We start from the raw sequence: 17,601 nt of genomic DNA, 5'->3' as shown, positions 1-17,601 counted from the left end.
AGCGTTCGTCCTGAGCCAGGATCAAACTCTCCATAATAGAGAACTTAAAAAGCTCATTTTGTTTTGCTGGCATCATCATTAAATGATGTCCAAATAGTTTTGCTATCAGACTAACTAAGTTAATCTTTCAAGCTGTATGTCTTAACGTTTTGCATGTTCAGTTTTCAATGTTCATGTTGTTTAAGTTGTCGTCTTGTTTCAGCGACCTTTGTATCTTAACATCTTTTAAACATTAATGTCAACACTAAATCATAAAATTAATTAAAACGATTTGAAAAGGTGTGTGTTTCTATGAAAACAAAGGCTTTGTTGGTTGGTTTATTGATAGTTTTAGGTTTGTTTTTATTTAATGTACCAAAAAACTTTTCTTCGCTGCTCCCTGTTTTTCAGCTTACAGAAAAGCCTACTGTTATTTCAAAAGGATCGTACGGGAATACGGTAACGATAGATTTGACTTTTGGGAAGAGTGATATAGAAAAGCTGGTGAATGATCTGCAGGCTCCTTATCCACATTTTTTTATAAGTATTGAATGGATTGAGCGTTCCGAGGAGATTATAGAGCTCATGAAAGAAAAAAATGTACCTATTAGCCTTTTAGGTAAAAGTGGAATTACTTATATAGAAAATCCAACATTGTTTGAAAAAGAAGTGGAACGATTTGAAAAAGCAATTGGTGAAAGACCACTTTGGTTTAGAACAATCGATTATGAATTTCCTATTGAACTTCAAAAACAGGCTTGGGAACAGGAAGTAAATTTACTCAGCTCTAATAAATATTGGTCCGACAAAGCCCCTAAACTTGAAAAAGGAGATATCCTCACTATTCCCCTGCATCAGGAGGAACGGGTAGATATGCAACAACTAACTAAAGTCATTCAAACTAAAAAAATTATTACCATTGAACAAAATATCTTTGGTTTAAAAGTTAAAACAAAAACCTATCCAGAATAAAAAAGTTGCTCTGACTCGTAGTCAGAGCAACTTTTTATTAGTTCTTTGCCGATGCTGCGTCTCTTCTTTTCTTTCTGCGTTCTTCTAATTTTAAACGGTCTACTTCTGACTGTGCATTGTATTTTGGAAGCGCCAGTAATTGGAATGCATTAACTGCAAGGATAGGGAATAATAATAGCGTCACCCAACTATCTACATTGTCTGCACGTACCATTAATACTGGTAGCCACTCTAAAGTAGATACAACAATCATGAAAAACAAAGCAGATATTAACGTGTGCTTTTTGGTTATATTTGCTTTAATAATTGCTACCACTAGTGAGGTAATAATTAGTACCGCGAGCAAGATAACATATAACCATATTTGTCCCGTGGTTTCCGCATTTGGTTTAAAACGGAAAAAGATTAAATCAAAAATAACAAATGCAATAATTAATAGTTGCACCCAGTTCCATAAAGTGAGTGTTCTAAAAATATTTACTCCCATTTGGTGAATTGTTAAATAAGCGAAAAAACCCATTTGTGCGATGACACTGATGGTAAAGCCCATTATGACCATAAAGGCAAATGCAGCAAAAAACTCACTCCATTGTCCTGCTTCAAAGTATTTTGAAAAAGCATCGTCCCAACGTATAAATAAACCAAAAACGCCTGTTATTAAACCACCGATTAACATGGCATTTAGAAAGAATTTAAACCAATTACGAATAGTCACTACAAGATATCCTCCATCTTTTCTATTTCCTCTATAAATTGTAACAAGCCTTTTAAGAAAAATCTATTTCTTCCTACCTACTATACATATTTCCTAACCAAATGTGAACAATATTCGAAAGGACGGTGACAGATATGAAATACTTTGCACTCTTATTAATGAGTATTGGACTTCTCGCTAGTTGTAGTTCTCCTGCTGTTCAGCCTTCTTATGAGGAGAATAAGAAGATGTTCATCGATGCACTGCAAACAGAGGATGGAAAAAAAGCAATCCGAACATTGCTTACAGACCCTCAATTCAAGGATCTTTTAGTTTTAGACAGTGAACAAGTGAAAACATCTGTTGAACAGACAATGCTTTCAAAAGAAGCAGAGGACTTTTGGAAAAAAGTCTACTCCGATCCAAAATTTTCAGAGACAATGGCTAAAAGTATGGTCAAGCAGCAAGAGGAATTAATGAAAGCCCTAATGAAGGATCCCACTTATTTAAAGGATTTAGAAACTTTTTTTGGCTCAGCTGAGATGAAAAAAGAATTGTCTAAAGTATTGGAATCAAGTGATATGCGAAAAGAAATGCAAAAGGTTGTAGAAGAAACAATTCAAAGTCCTTTGCTTCAATCTAAGTGGCAGAAATTAGTGGAAGAAGCTGGAGGTAAAACAGAGAAAAGCGGCGGAGGGGGAGCTAGTTCTTCGGAGGAAGATAAAAAGAAACAAGAAGCAAAATAAGGCCGCTCCTCTGTGGAAACGGCCTCTTTCTTATGCTTTTTCGATGATTTTTTGTGCAATGTCCAAATAGATTTTCCCCGTATTATGCGTTTCTCCATAAACAGAAGGAGCGAAATCAATATCATTCCAGTCCGGCTGCCCTAATGGTAATTGTCCAAGTAATTCTGTACGTAGTTCATCGGCAAGCTTTGGACCGCCGCCTTTACCAAACACAAATTCTTTTTCACCAGTGGATTTTGACTCGTACCACGACATATTTTCAATTACGCCAATAATTTCATGATCTGTTTGAAGTGCCATAGCGCCAGCTCTAGCCGCAACGAAAGCTGCTGTTGGATGTGGTGTTGTTACTACGATTTCTTTTGATGCAGGTAGCATTTGGTGAATGTCTAACGCCACATCTCCAGTACCTGGTGGTAAATCAAGTAATAAATAGTCTAGTTCTCCCCACTCAACATCCTTGAAGAATTGGTCTAATACTTTTCCAAGCATAGGTCCGCGCCATACTACTGGAGTATTGTTCTCTACAAAGAAGCCCATAGAGATTACCTTCACACCTTTTCGTTCTACTGGGATGATACGGTCTTCTATGATTTGTGGAATGTCTTTTACACCCATCATATCGGGTACACTAAAACCATAGATATCCGCATCTACCAGTCCTACTTTTTTACCTAAACGAGCAAGTGCAACTGCTAAGTTAACGGATACTGTTGATTTACCAACTCCACCTTTACCCGATGCGATTGAAATAATTTTCACTTTGCTGTTTGGTGATAAAAGGTTCTCGTTATCACTCTCTTTTGTTTTCCCTCTGAACTGCTCTAGTACTTCTTTTGGCAGTTCTTCAAATCGAATACCTACAGTTGCTGCTCCAGCTTCTTTCAATACTTCTACGACTTTTCCTTGTAGTTGCATTTGTTCTGCTGAATTTATTTTAGCTATAGCTAGTTTTACACTCACGTGATTTTTTTCTTCTTTAATAGACACTTCCGAAATCCCGTTTGTTTCTTCTAGTGTTCTATGTAAAAATGGGTCGTTTAATGCTCCTAGCAAGGTACGAACTTGTTGCTCATTAATCATCTGTAGACACTCCCCTTAAGTTTCACTATTCGCCCTATAGTATACCATAACCTGAGTGTCTACAAACGTTAGTTAGTCTTAGTAAATATTATCTTCCACAAATTTAACTACACCTTCTGAAATTGCTTCCACCATTTGCTTTTGATATTTTTCAGATTTAAGTAATTCACGCTCTTCATTATTGCTTATAAATCCCGTTTCCACTAACACTGCTGGTGCTTTTGCTTTCTTCAATATATACACCTGTTTAATAGCCAGGGCCTCTCGCTCTGTGTTTCCGATATTTTCTCGAATGGATCCTTGAATAGACTTAGCCAGCAGTTCGCCACCCGCGTGTCCTTCTGCATGATAGAAAACCTGAGCACCTCTCCATCTTTCTTCTGGAACAGCATTCACATGAACGCTAATAACTAAATCTGCCTCTGAGTTATTCATAATTTCTTCACGCAATAACAGATCAGCGCGTTTTCTCGCTCTAGTAGTAGGGAAATCTTCATCCGGTCTGTGCTCAGCGAGTGAATCTCCTTCTTTACTACGCGTCATGATCACTGTCGCACCTTGCGCTTCTAACTTTTTCTCTAGCATTAGGGACATAGCAAGAGTGATATCTCGTTCTACGGTGTCTCCACTAGTAGCTCCGCCATCAATTCCCCCGTGCCCCGGGTCAATAACAATTTTCACTCCGCTCATCGGTTCGGGTAAGAAGAAACCAATATCACTCGCTTTTGTTCCATACACAACTGCAAGAAGGGATATCAAAAACAAAACCAAGATAACAAGCCATTTTTTCAGGTTTATCGCTCCTTTTTCACTCATTATACGTATGAGGGACAAAGAGTATGATTAGATTTGTCCACGTATTTTTGAACTATAGTAGAACGATGGGATTGCCAGTAAAGTCACAAATGAAATAATAAAAAAGACCATTGCACCGCTGCTCATTATATCTAATAAAAATCCACCTAGGCTCGGACCAGCTATTCTACCAACAGACTTTACACCGGATAGAGCAAAATAAGTACCCTTCTCACGATCCTCACACATTCCATCCAAATGGATATCCACCATAGTAAATACCAATACTTCGCCTGCAGTAAAAATAACCATTGCGACCATTAACCACAATATGTAGCCACTTTGCCCGAAGAAAAATAATCCGAGAGACAATAACCCACTTCCAATCATTAAAGAAGTAGTCGTGCTCATCCATTCACCTAGTTTATAAACAAAGTATTGTATGACTAGCACGGTAATAGCATTTGTAGTTATGAGCCAAGCAAAATATTGGATCGCCAGTTCATGGTCAAACGACTTTCCTAAGTATTGGCTGAATGTAGAGTCAAATTGACTGTAGCCAAAACTAATAAATATTAGTGCCAAGACAAAAATAGTAAAACCAGCATCCTTTTTAAAGACATATAACGATTGAAAGATAGATGGCTTCGTTTTATTGATAAACTCCTTTTTTAATGGGTACTTTTTAAATATAATGACAAACGTAACTATATTAAGTAAGAATATCAGCCCTACAATAAAAAATAGATTCTCCATTCCATATTTCTGAAAGTACACAGAGGTAAGTGGAGCAATTGCAGCAGATATATTAATCAAAAAATAGCGGATATTAAATATTAGCCGCCGATTTTCCGGCTCTGTGTATAAGCTCAGCAACACTCGGTAAGTAGGTTCCACTATTGCCTGACTTGCCCCAAGTAGAGCAGCAAATGCGATAAACCCTGCATAATGCTCAATAAAGGGAAAATAGAAATAACAAACTAAATATCCAATGAGTCCAACAATAATAACTTTGTTCTTCGGATATTTATCAATATAAGGTCCAACTATAAAACTCATTACTAAATTTGATAAAGCCAACGTTGATATTATCGCCCCAATTTGCATGCCTGAATAATGGAATTCCTCGAGTAAAAAAAGGGTTAAATAGGGCAATACTAAAAATGTTCCAAAACGTGCAATAAAAATACTAATAAGAATCGTCCTCGTTACAGCATTAAATTTACTTCTCATACTATTCCTCTTTTTCTTTAAATCATTACTTACTTATATATGTATACAAACTAACTGCCTTGCCTTTTAACATTATTTCTTTCTCTAACTGCATTCCATTTTTGATGGCTACACGACGGGATCTTGTGTTGTCTGGCTGAATTAAAGAGATTAGACGATTTATACCTAACAGGTTGACTGCTCGGTTAAGCAAAGCGCTAGCTGCTTCTGTTGCATACCCATTTCCCCAAAATTCTTTAGCAATCCAATAACCAATTTCTAGTTCAGCCTTTCCACTAATTTGTTGTGGTATTATTCCCGCATGTCCTACTGGAATTCCATCCTCTTTACGAATGAGTAATTTTAAACCAAACTCTTCATTTTGCTCATAATGACTCTGAATCCATTCTAAAAATGCAAGTGCTTCTTCTGTATTTCGCGTTTTACCATTCCCTATGTACTTCACCATCTCCGAATCATTTAACATCGAGTACAAAAAGTCAAAATCTTCCGGCTCATAGAAACGAAATATTAATCTTTGTGAAGTAAGCTTCATTTTCACTACCCCTTTATAATTGTTTTCTAAATATACACCTCTTAAAATCTACATACAATTACTTTTTCAACATTTTGACAATCCTCTAGCTTTTTCAGAAAAAAATAAAAAAAGCACTCCCCGAGTAATCTCGGGAAATGCTTTGAACTGATAATATAATATTAACGTTTTGAGAACTGAGGTGCACGACGAGCGCCTTTAAGTCCTGGTTTTTTACGTTCTTTCATACGTGGGTCACGTGTTAAGAATCCTGCTGATTTCAATGCTGGACGGAAATCAGGATCTACTGTAAGTAGCGCACGTGCAATACCGTGACGGATTGCTCCTGCTTGTCCTGTGAATCCACCACCATTAACGTTTACGTGTACATCGTAGCTACCTAAAGTTTGAGTAGTTACTAATGGTTGTTTAATGATTTCACGTAAAGTTTCGTATGGTACGTAATCTTCTACGTCACGTTTGTTGATAATGATTTTACCTTCGCCCGGTACTAAACGTACACGTGCTACTGAACTTTTACGGCGACCAGTGCCGATATATTGAACTTGTGCCAAGTGAATGTCCTCCTCTTAATTATTATCCGCGAAGCTCGTATGCTTCTGGTTTCTGTGCTGCATGTGGGTGTTCTGCTCCAGTGTATACATGAAGCTTGCTGAACATTTGACGACCTAAAGAGTTTTTAGGAAGCATTCCTTTAATAGCTAACTCAAGCATTTTCGTAGGGTACTTAGTACGCATTTCTAAAGCTGTGCGTTGTTTAAGTCCACCAGAGAATTGAGTGTGACGGTAGTAAATTTTATCATTTAGCTTGTTCCCAGTTAAATGAATTTTTTCTGCATTAAGAATGATCACATGATCACCTGTGTCAACGTTCGGTGTGAATGTTGGTTTGTTTTTACCACGTAAAATAGCTGCAACTTCTGAAGCTAGACGACCAAGAGTTTGGCCTTCAGCGTCTACTACTAACCATTTACGTTCTACTTCGTGACCTTTAGCCATGAATGTTGTACGCATGTATTTTGTCCTCCTAATTCAATCATAATCGATCTAAAATTTTCTATATCCTCATACCAATAAGTTTCGGGGCTTATATTGTGGGGTTAAGAAATACCATACATCATCATACCTCGAAAGGAACAATTAGTCAAGTATTTTTCGAAAAACACCTGGTGAGGTTGTTTCATACCTCATAAACCACTTTTTCGAGGTATAAACCGTGCGCTGGAGCGGTTTTCCCCGCTTCCTTCCGAGCACAGGCTAAGAGGATATCTGGAATACTCTCCACAGTTTTTTTTCGAATACCAACTTCCCATAATGTACCCGCAATAATACGAACCATATTATATAAAAAGCCACTTCCACTAATAATCATATGAAGCTGTTGCGTTTCTTTCTTCACTTCAAAGTTAATAGAATAAATAGTTCTCACAAAATCATTTACATTTGTATTAGCTGCACAAAAACTTGAGAAATCATGTGTCCCTTGTAAATGCTGAGCTGCTTTTTGCATAGATGCGATATCTGGTTTATATCGTTCTGCATGTACAGAAAAATCACGTTCAAATGGACTATGTATTTCACTAAGTGACCAAATATAACGATATGTTTTTCCAACTGCATGGTATCTAGCATGAAAGTCATCAGATACCTGCTCTACCGATAGTATACGAATATCTCTAGGCAGTTGAACATTTAAGGCGGTGATCCAACGATCTATTGGAAATGTTAGCGGACTATCAAAATGAATAACCTGTCCTGTTGCATGAACACCTGCATCCGTTCTTCCACTTGCGACTATTTTCACAACTTCGCCTTTATGAATTATTTCTAAGACACGCTCAATTTCTAATTGAACAGTTCGTTTTCCCGGTTGTACCTGATAACCGGAAAACTGACTGCCATCATAGCTAATAATTGCTCGAAGTCTCACGCCAATCAACTCCTAATCATTGTCTAAAGTAAACGAGTATTGCGGCTAATACTACAAGACATAGGATAATGAGCGTGTCTCTCGTAGCCCACTCTAGCTTTCGATATCTAGTACGACCTTCTCCGCCTTTATAGCCTCTTACTTCCATTGCAGTTGCTAAATCCTCTGCACGTTTAAATGCGCTAACAAACAAAGGTATTAGAAGTGGAACTATCGCATTCATCCTCTCCTTCATACTACCTGTTGTCATATCAGAGCCTCTCGCCATCTGTGCTTTCATAATCTTATCTGTCTCATCCATCAAAGTCGGAATAAATCTCAATGATATAGACATCATAAGCGCCAACTCATGCACAGGAAGCCTCCATTTTTTTAATGGATTCAGCAAAATTTCTAAAGCATCTGTAATCGAAATAGGAGTCGTAGTTAACGTAAGAATTGATGTCAAAACAACGAGTACAGTAAAGCGAATAGATATAAAAATACCTTGCTTCAAACCTTCCTCGTATATCGTGATGAACTTCCAGTCAAATATAATTGGACCCTCTCGAGTAAAGAACAGATGTAATAAAAAAGTAAATATGATTAAAAAAACAACCGGTTTTAATCCATTAATCAAAAAGTATAGCCTAATTTTGGATAAACGGATAATTAATAAAGTAAAAAGAAGTAATATTCCATACGTAATCCAGTTATTCGCAATGAAAACAACCATGATAAATAAGAATACAAATATCAGTTTTGCACGAGCATCCAAACGATGTATAAAAGAATCTCCGGGAATATAACGCCCAAATATCATTTTTTCAAGCATTAGATTTCACGCTCCTTTTTCATCAGGCGTGCTAGTTCTTCTGCTAAAACCTCTTCTGTTAAACAAAGTGTCGGGAGCTTTTCGCCTATCATCTCTTCTATTTTCTTTTGAAACTTAATAGATTGAGGTAACTCTAATCGATAATCCATTAAACGGTCTTCATCAGAGAATATATCCTGCGGAATACCTTGCAGTACACATTTCCCATTATGCATAAGAGCAATTCGATCAGCATACCTTGCTGCATCTTCCATGCTATGTGTTACAAGTACGGTCGTTAAGCCTTTTTCTTCATGAAGCCGCTTAAACAGCTCCATTATTTCTTTGCGACCTCTCGGATCAAGCCCAGCAGTTGGTTCATCCAATACCAGTACCTCTGGATTCATCGCTAGCACACCGGCTATGGCAACTCTTCTCATTTGGCCTCCAGATAAATCGAAGGGCGACTTTTCCATAACCTCATCTGGTAAACCAAGTAACTTTACTAATTCTATGGCACGTTGCCTTGCTTCTTCTTCGGGCACACCAAAATTCATAGGTCCAAACATAATATCCTTCAGCACTGTTTCATCGAACAATTGATGTTCAGGAAATTGAAAAACAATCCCTACTTTTTGTCTAATCTCTCGTAATTTTTTATTCTTTTTATCTGCTACAACTTCCGTACTACCTATTCGTATGACACCCTCTGTAGGCTTTAGCAACGCATTTAAATGCTGAAGCACCGTAGACTTCCCAGAACCCGTATGACCAATAATCGCTTGATAAGAACCGGAGGGAATAAGTAAATCTACATCATATAAAGCCCTTTTTTCAAATGGAGTATCCTTTGCATATGCGTAGCTTACTTGTTGAAGTGAGATGTCCATAAATCATTCACCAACTCTTCTTCTGACATGTGATCTGCTACAATTGGCACACCCTGTGCTCGTAGCAATCTAGACATATTCATCGCAAAAGGAAGGTCTAATCCTAAATCGATTAACTCTTGTCCTCGCTCAAATATTTCTTTTGGTGTTCCTTCTGCATATTTCTCTCCCCGGTTCATAACAACCACGCGATCTGCAAGAAGAGCTTCTTCTAAATCATGAGTAATAGAGATAACTGTTAAGTCTGTTTCAACTCTCAGCTGGCGCACTGTTTGTAATACCTCATCCCTACCCTGTGGATCTAACATGGAAGTTGCTTCATCTAATAATAAAATTCTTGGCTGAAGTGCTATGGCCCCCGCTATGGCAACTCTTTGTTTCTGTCCACCAGATAGATGATGGGGCTCACTATTCATAAAGTCGCTCATTTTCACTTTTACTAAAGAGGCTTGTACTCGTTCTACCATTTCCTCAAAAGGGATTCCGTTATTTTCTAATGCAAATGCTACATCATCCTGTACGGTTGCTCCGACAAATTGGTTATCTGGATTTTGAAAAACCATCCCCATTTTAGAGCGAGTGTCCCATAAATTATGTTCATTGAGTGGTTCTCCAAAAATTTGTACCGTTCCCGTCTGAGGAAATAGAAGACCATTCATTAATCGTGCTAATGTAGATTTACCAGAACCATTATGGCCAACAATCGCCACCCATTCACCTTCATTAATCGTGTAGGACACATTTTGTATCGCTGGTCGTATACTTGGATCTTCCTCAGTATATGTAAATGTAACTTCCTGTAAAGAAATAATTTCGCGTTTCATCCTTTACCTCCTCTGCTCAACTCAGCTGTGCTAATATTCTACATCATTTTACGACAAAGTAAAACTTCCTGTTGCCCGGAACCATTCGGACTTTACGGAAAAATTAAAAAAGCGCGCACCTCATTTTGAGAAATGCGCTCTTCTATAACTTATTTCCAGATTGGTTGCTCAAGACCAATCAGAAAAATGAGGTGCGTAGAGCTAGACGAGTCGCCACTTCTCGGGATTTGAAACCCTGAGGAGTCCGCTCATCGTAACACTCTGCTTTTATAATGTCGTATAAATCTGTTTGAAAAAAAGAGGGCGGTAGTATCCCACCAAATACCCTCTTCAATTTGGCAGACGAATAAACGCCTGTTAAATTGTTAAATCAAATTTATTTGCAGACGCAAAACGTCATAAAAATAAATTAAACTAATTCGATTACTACTACTGGTGCTCCGTCTCCGCGACGAGGTCCAGCTTTCATAATACGAGTGTAACCGCCTTGACGATCAGCATAGCGTGGTGCTACATCATCAAACAATTTTTGTAAAGCATAGATTGTAGATTCGTTACCTTCTTCATCAGTAGAAGCAACTACCTCACGACGAATGTAAGCCGCAGCTTGACGACGAGCGTGTAAATCTCCGCGTTTACCTAAAGTGATCATTTTTTCAACAACAGAACGTAATTCTTTTGCACGTGCTTCAGTAGTTTGAATACGTTCATTAATAATTAGGTCCGTTGTTAAGTCACGTAACATCGCTTTACGTTGAGAACTTGTACGTCCAAGTTTTCTGTAACCCATGGATGTTTCCCTCCTTTGGTGAATAATTCAAGTCTTGCTATATCAAAACCCGTTTAGTCTTCTTTACGTAATCCTAAACCAAGCTCATCTAACTTCGCTCTTACTTCTTCTAAAGATTTACGTCCAAGGTTTCTTACTTTCATCATATCGTCTTCTGATTTGCTTGCAAGCTCAAGTACTGTATTAATACCAGCGCGTTTTAAGCAATTATAAGAACGAACAGAAAGATCAAGTTCTTCAATAGTCATCTCTAAAACTTTTTCTTTTTGATCTTCTTCTTTTTCGACCATGATTTCAGCAGTTTGTGCCTCATCCGTCATCCCTACAAAAATATTCAAGTGCTCTGTTAAGATTTTTGCTCCAAGAGAAATCGCCTCTTTAGGACCTGTGCTGCCATCTGTCCACACATCAAGTGTTAGTTTATCGAAGTTAGACAATTGTCCAACACGAGTATTTTCCACTTGGAAATTCACGCGTGAAACTGGAGTATAAATAGAGTCGATCGGGATTACGCCGATAGGAAGATCCTCACGTTTGTTTTGAACAGCAGGAGTGTAGCCACGGCCTCGACCTGCGTACATACGCATACGGAAATGACCATTTTTGCCGATTGTAGCAATATAGAGTTCCGGGTTTAAAATTTCTACGTCACTGTCATGTGTAATGTCAGCAGCAGTAATCGTTCCCTCACCTTTAACATCAATCTCAATGACCTTTTCCTCGTCAGAGTAGATTTTCAAAGCTAGTTTTTTCACATTCATAATAATAGATGCTACATCTTCCACTACGCCTTCAATAGTTGAAAACTCGTGTAAAACGCCATCAATTTGAATAGAAGTAACTGCAGCTCCTGGTAAAGATGACAGAAGGATGCGTCGTAAAGAATTACCCAAAGTATTTCCATAGCCACGTTCTAGCGGTTCTACAACAAATTTACCAAACTTGGTATTTTCGCTGATTTCTACACTTTCAATCTTTGGTTTTTCGATTTCGATCATTCCAATTTACCCTCCCTCAAAACATCGAATGTATAGGTTCTTTCCATCATGAATTCGATCGTTAACTGATTGCTGTTAATACATCCTCAGTCTGTACAATAAATGATGTTCTCAAACAAGTCGAGTATCACCTATTAAACGCGACGACGTTTTGGTGGACGGCAACCATTATGTGGTACTGGTGTTACGTCTTTAATTGCTGTAACTTCTAGACCTGCAGCTTGAAGTGCGCGGATTGCCGCTTCACGACCAGCACCTGGTCCTTTAACAGTTACTTCTAAAGTTTTAATACCATGTTCCATTGAAGTTTTTGCAGCTGTTTCTGCAGCCATTTGTGCAGCAAATGGAGTAGATTTACGAGAACCTCTAAATCCAAGAGCTCCAGCACTTGACCAAGAAAGTGCATTTCCTTGCATGTCTGTGATAGTCACAATTGTGTTGTTAAATGTTGAGCGAATGTGAGCAATACCGGATTCGATATTCTTTTTCACACGACGCTTACGTGTTTGTTGTTTACGTGCCATGTTAAGAAGAAACCTCCTTTACCGATTATTTTTTCTTGTTAGCTACTGTCTTACGTGGACCTTTACGAGTACGTGCATTGTTCTTCGTATTTTGTCCGCGTACTGGTAAGCCTCTACGGTGACGGATACCACGGAATGAACCGATTTCCATCAAACGTTTAATGTTTAGTGATACTTCACGACGAAGGTCACCTTCTACTTTATATACACCGATTTGTTCACGGATTTTGTTTAGTTCGTCTTCCGTAAGATCACGTACACGTGTTTCTTCTGAAATACCAGCTTCTGCTAGTACTTTTTGAGAAGTCGTTTTACCAATTCCGAAAATGTATGTTAATGCAATAACAACGCGTTTATCGCGTGGAATGTCAACACCAGCAATACGTGCCATATGTGTCGTGCACCTCCTTCTTATTATCCTTGTCTTTGTTTGTGTTTAGGATTTTCACAGATTACCATTACTTTACCGCGTCGGCGAATTACCTTACATTTTTCGCAGATCGGTTTCACAGATGGTCTCACTTTCATCTAACCTAACCTCCTTAGTAGTCCGGAGTGCAAAAGATTATTATTTAAAACGGTACGTAATACGACCGCGAGTTAAATCGTAAGGAGAAAGTTCAATTGTGACTTTATCTCCAGGTAAAATACGAATGAAATGCATACGAATTTTACCCGATACATGCGCAAGTATCGTATGACCGTTTTCTAATTCTACCTTAAACATCGCGTTTGGCAAAGTCTCAACAACTGTTCCTTCGACTTCAATTACATCATCTTTCGCCATCAACCCTGTCTCCCTTCTATATACAAATCAGGTTCTCATCAAACTCAAACGTAATTTGCTGTTAGTATAGCCTCGAGTAGAACGAAACTATTCGTTCAAGCATATGTTTGGAAATCATGAGAGATGTTCGAAAGACACTCGTAAGGTTTCGCTTATAGCAATCCACGGAGTATACGTCTCCCTCATGTCAACATGTTCGTACGAATGTGTTGGTTGAGTTCCATAGTACCCGTTCGTTACACAGATGCTTCCACGAAACCCATTATACCTCGTAAGTATCATAAATGCACGTGGACAAGGGAGTCCCCGCTTTTGATGCATTCTTTTTCCTCCGAACGTATACCGGGCGCAATATGCTTTTGCAGCTCTCGAAAAAAACATTTTCGTTCTTTGCACACTACCCGGGTATTCAGTCGTCTGCGACGGGCACCGGGCAATTATATGCGGTTGCCCTGTAACAGAGCATCAAGATCAGCGAATACTAATTTAATATCCTGCTGTCCATTTATATTAGATAAAACACCTTTGTCTTCATAAAAATCAAGCAAAGGCTGTGTTTGCTTCATATTTACTTCCAGACGGTTAGTTACCGTTTCCGGATTATCATCAGCACGTTGATAAAGCTCGCCACCATCTTTGTCACATACTCCATCTTTAGCAGGTGGATTAAAGACTAAATGATAAGCAGTTCCACATTCTTTACAAATGCGGCGACCTGTTAGACGCTTGATCAATTCTTCTTGTTCTACTTGAATATTAAGCACATGCTCAATAGATTTATCAAGTTCCGAAAGTAAAGCATCAAGTGCTTCTGCTTGTGGAACTGTACGAGGGAAACCATCAAGTAGGAATCCTTTTTCACAGTCTGGTTTGCTTAATCTTTCGCGGACAATACCAATCGTAACTTCATCAGGTACCAAAGCACCTTGATCCATAAACGATTTTGCTTTCAAACCTAGTTCCGTACCATCTTTAATTGCTGCACGAAACATATCGCCTGTAGAAATATGAGGGATTGCGTACTTCTCAACAATTTTATCTGCCTGAGTACCTTTACCAGCACCAGGTAAACCCATTAAAACGATATTCATACGAAAATGCCCCCCAGGACTATATAGTTGATTTTTAGGAACTCAAAGTCCCTAAAAACCTACCTTATTTCATAAAGCCTTTATAATGACGTTTAACTAATTGGGATTCTAACTGCTTCATCGTTTCGAGTGCAACCCCAACCACGATTAACAAACTTGTTCCGCCAATTTGTGCAGACTGCGGAAGATCCGCATATTTCACAAACAGCATCGGCATGATTGAAATAACAGCTAAGAATATAGCTCCTACAAAAGTTAAACGATACAATACGCTAGTTAAATAATTTTGTGTATTGATTCCTGGACGAATCCCTGGAATATACGCACCTTGCTTTTTCAAATTGTCCGCTACGTTCTCTGGGTTCACTTGAATGAACGCATAGAAGTAAGTAAACGCAATGATTAAAGCAATATAAATCGTCATACCAATAGGTTGTGTATAATCTAATGCTCTCGTAATACTATCGGTAACATTGTTTTGTCCGAAGAATAATACGATTGATTGAGGCGCCATAAGAAACGCCGATGCAAAGATTACCGGAATTACTCCTGCAGCATTAACTTTTAAAGGCAAGTGAGTTTGTTGACCACCCGTTTGGGCAGTACCAGAAACACGCTTCGCATATTGAATTGGAATTTTACGCAACGCTTGTTGAACGTAAATTACTCCAACTGTTACTGCGATAATCGCCAATAAAAGTAAAAGTACTATTACAATATTGATAAACAGTGCATCGCCTGCACCTTCAATTTGTTGCGCATACACTTGGTTAACTGCGTTTGGAATGGCAGCAACAATACCAGCGAAGATAATAATAGAAATACCATTACCAACACCTTTAGCGGTAATTTGTTCTCCTAACCACATTAAAAATGCAGTCCCGGCTGTCAAAACAACTGCAATAACTAAGTATGTCAATATACCGTCTTCCTTTATCAAAGAACCACTATACATGCGGTTAAAACCGTATGACATAGCAATTGCTTGGATAAAAGCTAACACAATTGTGAAGTAACGAGTGAATTGTGCAAGTTTCCGTCTTCCGACTTCTCCTTGTTTAGCCCACTCCGTAAACTTCGGAACAACATCCATTTGTAGTAATTGTACAATGATGGATGCGGTGATGTAAGGCATGATACCCATCGCTAAAATAGAGAAGTTAGCAAGGGCCCCACCACCAAATGTATTTAGGAAACCGATCAAACCTAATTGATCTGTTTGCTTTAGTACATCGGCATCGACATAAGGCACTGGAACGAATGTCCCAATACGGAAGACGATTAACATCAACAATGTAAAAATGATTTTATTTCGAATATCTCTCACACGCATAAAGTTGGAGATTGTTTGAAACATTAAACCACCTCTGTTGATCCGCCAGCGTTCTCAATTGCTTCTTTTGCTGATGCAGAGAATTTATGAGCTCTTACAGTTAACTTCTTGTCAAGTGTTCCGTTACCCAGAATCTTAATACCTGATTTTTCACTGCTCACAACACCTGTTTCGATTAATAAAGCAGGTGTAACTTCTGTGCCTTCTTCGAAACGATTTAATGTGTCAAGGTTCACAATTGCGAATTCTTTACGATTAATATTCGTAAATCCACGTTTTGGTAAACGACGGAATAACGGGTTTTGACCGCCCTCAAATCCTGGACGAACGCCTCCGCCTGAACGAGCGTTTTGACCTTTATGACCTTTACCTGATGTTTTACCAGTTCCAGAACCGATACCACGTCCAATACGCTTACGCGATGAACGAGAACCTTCTGATGGTTTTAACTCATGAAGTTTCATATGGTGGCACCTCCTTATTCTTTAAATAAAGCTTAAATTTCTTTTGTTGTTACTAAGTGAGCTACTTTGCCAACCATCCCGCGGATAGCTGCATTGTCTTGATGCTCAACAGTTTGATGCATTTTACGTAATCCAAGAGCTTCTACTGTTTTGCGTTGAGCTGGTTTAGTACCGATCAAGCTTCTAGTAAGGGTAATTTCTAATTTAGTTGCCATTGTAATTTCCCCCCTTATCCTAACAGTTCTTCTACTGATTTACCACGTAATTTAGCAACGTCCTCAGCACGTTTTAATTGAGTTAAACCTTGTACTGTAGCACGTACCATATTGATAGGTGTGTTAGATCCAAGTGATTTAGAAAGAATATCTGTAATTCCAGCTAATTCAAGTACCGCACGAACCGGTCCACCAGCAATAACTCCTGTACCAGGTGCAGCAGGTTTAACTAGAATAGAACCAGCACCAAATTGTCCAACTACAAGGTGAGGAGTTGTTCCTTTAACTCTTGGTACTTCTATTAAGTTTTTCTTCGCGTCTTCAACTGCCTTACGGATAGCATCTGGAACTTCTTGTGCTTTACCAGTACCAAATCCTACATGACCGTTTTTATCACCAACAACTACTAATGCTGTAAAACGGAAACGACGTCCACCTTTTACAACTTTAGCAACACGGTTGATCGTTACTACGCGTTCTTCAAGTTCAAGTTTGTTTGGGTCAATACCACGCATGAAATATGTCCCTCCTTCTTCTTAAAATTCTAAGCCGTTTTCACGTGCAGCTTCAGCTAACGCTTTAACACGTCCATGATATAAGTAACCGCCACGGTCAAATACAACAGATTTGATGTTTTTTTCTGTAGCGCGTTTTGCGATTGTTTCACCGATCAATTTAGCAGCTTCTACATTTCCAGCTGTTCCATTGAAATCTTTATCCATAGTGGATGCACTTGCGATTGTAACACCTTGAGTATCATCAATCAGTTGTGCGTATAAATGTTTGTTTGAACGGAATACATTTAAACGTGGACGTTCAGTAGTACCCGTGATTTTTGTACGAACACGTGCATGACGTTTCTTACGAACTTGATTTTTGTCTTGTTTCGTAATCACAGTGGTCACTCCTTTCTAATGCGAGATGC

General features: G+C 38.5%; 25 protein-coding genes. 2 read left to right on the top strand and 23 right to left on the bottom strand.

The annotated features are described in order from the left end of the window. Positions 1–291: 291 nt before the first annotated feature. Positions 292–951 carry a hypothetical protein gene (locus BLR36_RS14815; protein ID WP_093062511.1) on the top strand — a complete coding sequence of 220 codons (660 nt, stop codon included), beginning with the start codon at positions 292–294 and terminating at the stop codon, positions 949–951. Between the two features lie 37 nt (positions 952–988). Here the strand turns inward: BLR36_RS14815 and BLR36_RS14810 are convergent, their stop codons facing one another. Further along, entirely contained in the window at positions 989–1,666 is a 678-nt protein-coding gene (locus tag BLR36_RS14810) for a KinB-signaling pathway activation protein (RefSeq protein ID WP_093062510.1), read from the bottom strand. Positions 1,667–1,800: 134 nt separating this feature from the next. Between BLR36_RS14810 and gerD the strand changes: the two genes are divergently transcribed. Next, complete coding sequence (gene gerD / locus BLR36_RS14805; RefSeq protein WP_175454090.1) at positions 1,801–2,391, top strand: spore germination lipoprotein GerD; 591 nt, start codon at positions 1,801–1,803, stop codon at positions 2,389–2,391. A gap of 30 nt (positions 2,392–2,421) precedes the next feature. On the opposite strand, the gene BLR36_RS14800 is transcribed toward gerD, so the two are convergent. The 22 genes from BLR36_RS14800 to rplR form a co-directional block, all read right to left on the bottom strand. Continuing rightward, the gene (locus BLR36_RS14800; RefSeq protein ID WP_093062509.1) at positions 2,422–3,474 is read right to left on the bottom strand and encodes an Mrp/NBP35 family ATP-binding protein; all 1,053 of its coding nucleotides are present in this window, start codon (positions 3,472–3,474) and stop codon (positions 2,422–2,424) included. Between the two features lie 78 nt (positions 3,475–3,552). After that, on the bottom strand, positions 3,553–4,266 hold the full coding sequence (locus BLR36_RS14795) for an N-acetylmuramoyl-L-alanine amidase (protein WP_093062522.1): 714 nt from the start codon (positions 4,264–4,266) through the stop codon (positions 3,553–3,555). A gap of 51 nt (positions 4,267–4,317) precedes the next feature. Next, a complete protein-coding gene (locus tag BLR36_RS14790) occupies positions 4,318–5,502 on the bottom strand; it encodes an MFS transporter (protein ID WP_093062508.1) in 1,185 nt (394 codons plus the stop codon). A 25-nt stretch (positions 5,503–5,527) separates the two neighbouring features. Beyond that, a complete protein-coding gene (locus tag BLR36_RS14785; protein ID WP_093062507.1) occupies positions 5,528–6,037 on the bottom strand; it encodes a GNAT family N-acetyltransferase in 510 nt (169 codons plus the stop codon). A gap of 161 nt (positions 6,038–6,198) precedes the next feature. Next, complete coding sequence (gene rpsI, locus BLR36_RS14780; RefSeq protein ID WP_093062506.1) at positions 6,199–6,591, bottom strand: 30S ribosomal protein S9; 393 nt, start codon at positions 6,589–6,591, stop codon at positions 6,199–6,201. Positions 6,592–6,613: 22 nt separating this feature from the next. Then, entirely contained in the window at positions 6,614–7,051 is a 438-nt protein-coding gene (rplM, locus tag BLR36_RS14775; RefSeq protein ID WP_090567905.1) for a 50S ribosomal protein L13, read from the bottom strand. Between the two features lie 166 nt (positions 7,052–7,217). Then, a complete protein-coding gene (gene truA, locus BLR36_RS14770; RefSeq protein WP_371326732.1) occupies positions 7,218–7,967 on the bottom strand; it encodes a tRNA pseudouridine(38-40) synthase TruA in 750 nt (249 codons plus the stop codon). Between the two features lie 16 nt (positions 7,968–7,983). Next, entirely contained in the window at positions 7,984–8,781 is a 798-nt protein-coding gene (locus BLR36_RS14765) for an energy-coupling factor transporter transmembrane component T family protein (RefSeq protein WP_093062505.1), read from the bottom strand. Continuing rightward, the gene (locus tag BLR36_RS14760; protein WP_093062504.1) at positions 8,781–9,650 is read right to left on the bottom strand and encodes an energy-coupling factor ABC transporter ATP-binding protein; all 870 of its coding nucleotides are present in this window, start codon (positions 9,648–9,650) and stop codon (positions 8,781–8,783) included. The genes BLR36_RS14765 and BLR36_RS14760 overlap by 1 nt, the downstream gene beginning before the upstream one ends. Beyond that, positions 9,626–10,474, bottom strand: a complete 849-nt coding sequence (locus tag BLR36_RS14755; protein WP_093062503.1) for an energy-coupling factor ABC transporter ATP-binding protein — start codon at positions 10,472–10,474, stop codon at positions 9,626–9,628. Before BLR36_RS14755 ends, BLR36_RS14760 begins: the two co-directional genes overlap by 25 nt. Positions 10,475–10,883: 409 nt before the next feature. Further along, a complete protein-coding gene (rplQ, locus tag BLR36_RS14750) occupies positions 10,884–11,264 on the bottom strand; it encodes a 50S ribosomal protein L17 (RefSeq protein ID WP_090567888.1) in 381 nt (126 codons plus the stop codon). 53 nt (positions 11,265–11,317) lie between these two features. Then, a complete protein-coding gene (locus tag BLR36_RS14745) occupies positions 11,318–12,262 on the bottom strand; it encodes a DNA-directed RNA polymerase subunit alpha (RefSeq protein WP_090567885.1) in 945 nt (314 codons plus the stop codon). Between the two features lie 134 nt (positions 12,263–12,396). Beyond that, the gene (rpsK, locus tag BLR36_RS14740) at positions 12,397–12,786 is read right to left on the bottom strand and encodes a 30S ribosomal protein S11 (protein ID WP_090567882.1); all 390 of its coding nucleotides are present in this window, start codon (positions 12,784–12,786) and stop codon (positions 12,397–12,399) included. A gap of 25 nt (positions 12,787–12,811) precedes the next feature. Beyond that, positions 12,812–13,177, bottom strand: a complete 366-nt coding sequence (gene rpsM, locus BLR36_RS14735; RefSeq protein ID WP_090567879.1) for a 30S ribosomal protein S13 — start codon at positions 13,175–13,177, stop codon at positions 12,812–12,814. Between the two features lie 23 nt (positions 13,178–13,200). Then, on the bottom strand, positions 13,201–13,314 hold the full coding sequence (gene rpmJ / locus BLR36_RS14730; protein WP_003247619.1) for a 50S ribosomal protein L36: 114 nt from the start codon (positions 13,312–13,314) through the stop codon (positions 13,201–13,203). 40 nt (positions 13,315–13,354) lie between these two features. After that, positions 13,355–13,573: a translation initiation factor IF-1 gene (gene infA / locus BLR36_RS14725; RefSeq protein WP_016429904.1), complete on the bottom strand. Its 219-nt coding sequence runs from the start codon at positions 13,571–13,573 to the stop codon at positions 13,355–13,357. Positions 13,574–14,010: 437 nt separating this feature from the next. After that, a complete protein-coding gene (locus BLR36_RS14720) occupies positions 14,011–14,664 on the bottom strand; it encodes an adenylate kinase (protein ID WP_093062502.1) in 654 nt (217 codons plus the stop codon). A gap of 64 nt (positions 14,665–14,728) precedes the next feature. Further along, complete coding sequence (gene secY / locus BLR36_RS14715; protein WP_093062501.1) at positions 14,729–16,021, bottom strand: preprotein translocase subunit SecY; 1,293 nt, start codon at positions 16,019–16,021, stop codon at positions 14,729–14,731. Further along, positions 16,021–16,461, bottom strand: coding sequence for a 50S ribosomal protein L15 (gene rplO / locus BLR36_RS14710; RefSeq protein WP_093062500.1), 441 nt, complete (start codon positions 16,459–16,461; stop codon positions 16,021–16,023). Before rplO ends, secY begins: the two co-directional genes overlap by 1 nt. A gap of 32 nt (positions 16,462–16,493) precedes the next feature. Further along, complete coding sequence (rpmD, locus tag BLR36_RS14705; RefSeq protein ID WP_090567866.1) at positions 16,494–16,676, bottom strand: 50S ribosomal protein L30; 183 nt, start codon at positions 16,674–16,676, stop codon at positions 16,494–16,496. 14 nt (positions 16,677–16,690) lie between these two features. Then, positions 16,691–17,191 carry a 30S ribosomal protein S5 gene (gene rpsE, locus BLR36_RS14700; RefSeq protein ID WP_093062499.1) on the bottom strand — a complete coding sequence of 167 codons (501 nt, stop codon included), beginning with the start codon at positions 17,189–17,191 and terminating at the stop codon, positions 16,691–16,693. A 21-nt stretch (positions 17,192–17,212) separates the two neighbouring features. Next, on the bottom strand, positions 17,213–17,572 hold the full coding sequence (rplR, locus tag BLR36_RS14695; protein WP_090567859.1) for a 50S ribosomal protein L18: 360 nt from the start codon (positions 17,570–17,572) through the stop codon (positions 17,213–17,215). Positions 17,573–17,601 lie beyond the last annotated feature (29 nt).

Source organism: Psychrobacillus sp. OK028 (genome assembly GCF_900103605.1).
Classification (GTDB): domain Bacteria; phylum Bacillota; class Bacilli; order Bacillales_A; family Planococcaceae; genus Psychrobacillus.
This window is presented reverse-complemented; position numbering and strand designations above follow the sequence as displayed.

What these genes read in the sequence shown, in the direction of transcription:
- BLR36_RS14815 (WP_093062511.1), top strand. Translation starts at nt 292, where the DNA reads ATGAAAACAAAGGCTTTGTTGGTTGGTTTATTGATAGTTTTAGGTTTG.
- gerD (WP_175454090.1), top strand. Translation starts at nt 1,801, where the DNA reads ATGAAATACTTTGCACTCTTATTAATGAGTATTGGACTTCTCGCTAGT.
- BLR36_RS14800 (WP_093062509.1), bottom strand. Translation starts at nt 3,474, where the DNA reads ATGATTAATGAGCAACAAGTTCGTACCTTGCTAGGAGCATTAAACGAC.
- BLR36_RS14790 (WP_093062508.1), bottom strand. Translation starts at nt 5,502, where the DNA reads ATGAGAAGTAAATTTAATGCTGTAACGAGGACGATTCTTATTAGTATT.
- BLR36_RS14785 (WP_093062507.1), bottom strand. Translation starts at nt 6,037, where the DNA reads ATGAAGCTTACTTCACAAAGATTAATATTTCGTTTCTATGAGCCGGAA.
- rplM (WP_090567905.1), bottom strand. Translation starts at nt 7,051, where the DNA reads ATGCGTACAACATTCATGGCTAAAGGTCACGAAGTAGAACGTAAATGG.
- BLR36_RS14765 (WP_093062505.1), bottom strand. Translation starts at nt 8,781, where the DNA reads ATGCTTGAAAAAATGATATTTGGGCGTTATATTCCCGGAGATTCTTTT.
- BLR36_RS14760 (WP_093062504.1), bottom strand. Translation starts at nt 9,650, where the DNA reads ATGGACATCTCACTTCAACAAGTAAGCTACGCATATGCAAAGGATACT.
- BLR36_RS14755 (WP_093062503.1), bottom strand. Translation starts at nt 10,474, where the DNA reads ATGAAACGCGAAATTATTTCTTTACAGGAAGTTACATTTACATATACT.
- rplQ (WP_090567888.1), bottom strand. Translation starts at nt 11,264, where the DNA reads ATGGGTTACAGAAAACTTGGACGTACAAGTTCTCAACGTAAAGCGATG.
- BLR36_RS14745 (WP_090567885.1), bottom strand. Translation starts at nt 12,262, where the DNA reads ATGATCGAAATCGAAAAACCAAAGATTGAAAGTGTAGAAATCAGCGAA.
- rpsK (WP_090567882.1), bottom strand. Translation starts at nt 12,786, where the DNA reads ATGGCACGTAAACAACAAACACGTAAGCGTCGTGTGAAAAAGAATATC.
- rpsM (WP_090567879.1), bottom strand. Translation starts at nt 13,177, where the DNA reads ATGGCACGTATTGCTGGTGTTGACATTCCACGCGATAAACGCGTTGTT.
- rpmJ (WP_003247619.1), bottom strand. Translation starts at nt 13,314, where the DNA reads ATGAAAGTGAGACCATCTGTGAAACCGATCTGCGAAAAATGTAAGGTA.
- infA (WP_016429904.1), bottom strand. Translation starts at nt 13,573, where the DNA reads ATGGCGAAAGATGATGTAATTGAAGTCGAAGGAACAGTTGTTGAGACT.
- BLR36_RS14720 (WP_093062502.1), bottom strand. Translation starts at nt 14,664, where the DNA reads ATGAATATCGTTTTAATGGGTTTACCTGGTGCTGGTAAAGGTACTCAG.
- secY (WP_093062501.1), bottom strand. Translation starts at nt 16,021, where the DNA reads ATGTTTCAAACAATCTCCAACTTTATGCGTGTGAGAGATATTCGAAAT.
- rplO (WP_093062500.1), bottom strand. Translation starts at nt 16,461, where the DNA reads ATGAAACTTCATGAGTTAAAACCATCAGAAGGTTCTCGTTCATCGCGT.
- rpmD (WP_090567866.1), bottom strand. Translation starts at nt 16,676, where the DNA reads ATGGCAACTAAATTAGAAATTACCCTTACTAGAAGCTTGATCGGTACT.
- rpsE (WP_093062499.1), bottom strand. Translation starts at nt 17,191, where the DNA reads ATGCGTGGTATTGACCCAAACAAACTTGAACTTGAAGAACGCGTAGTA.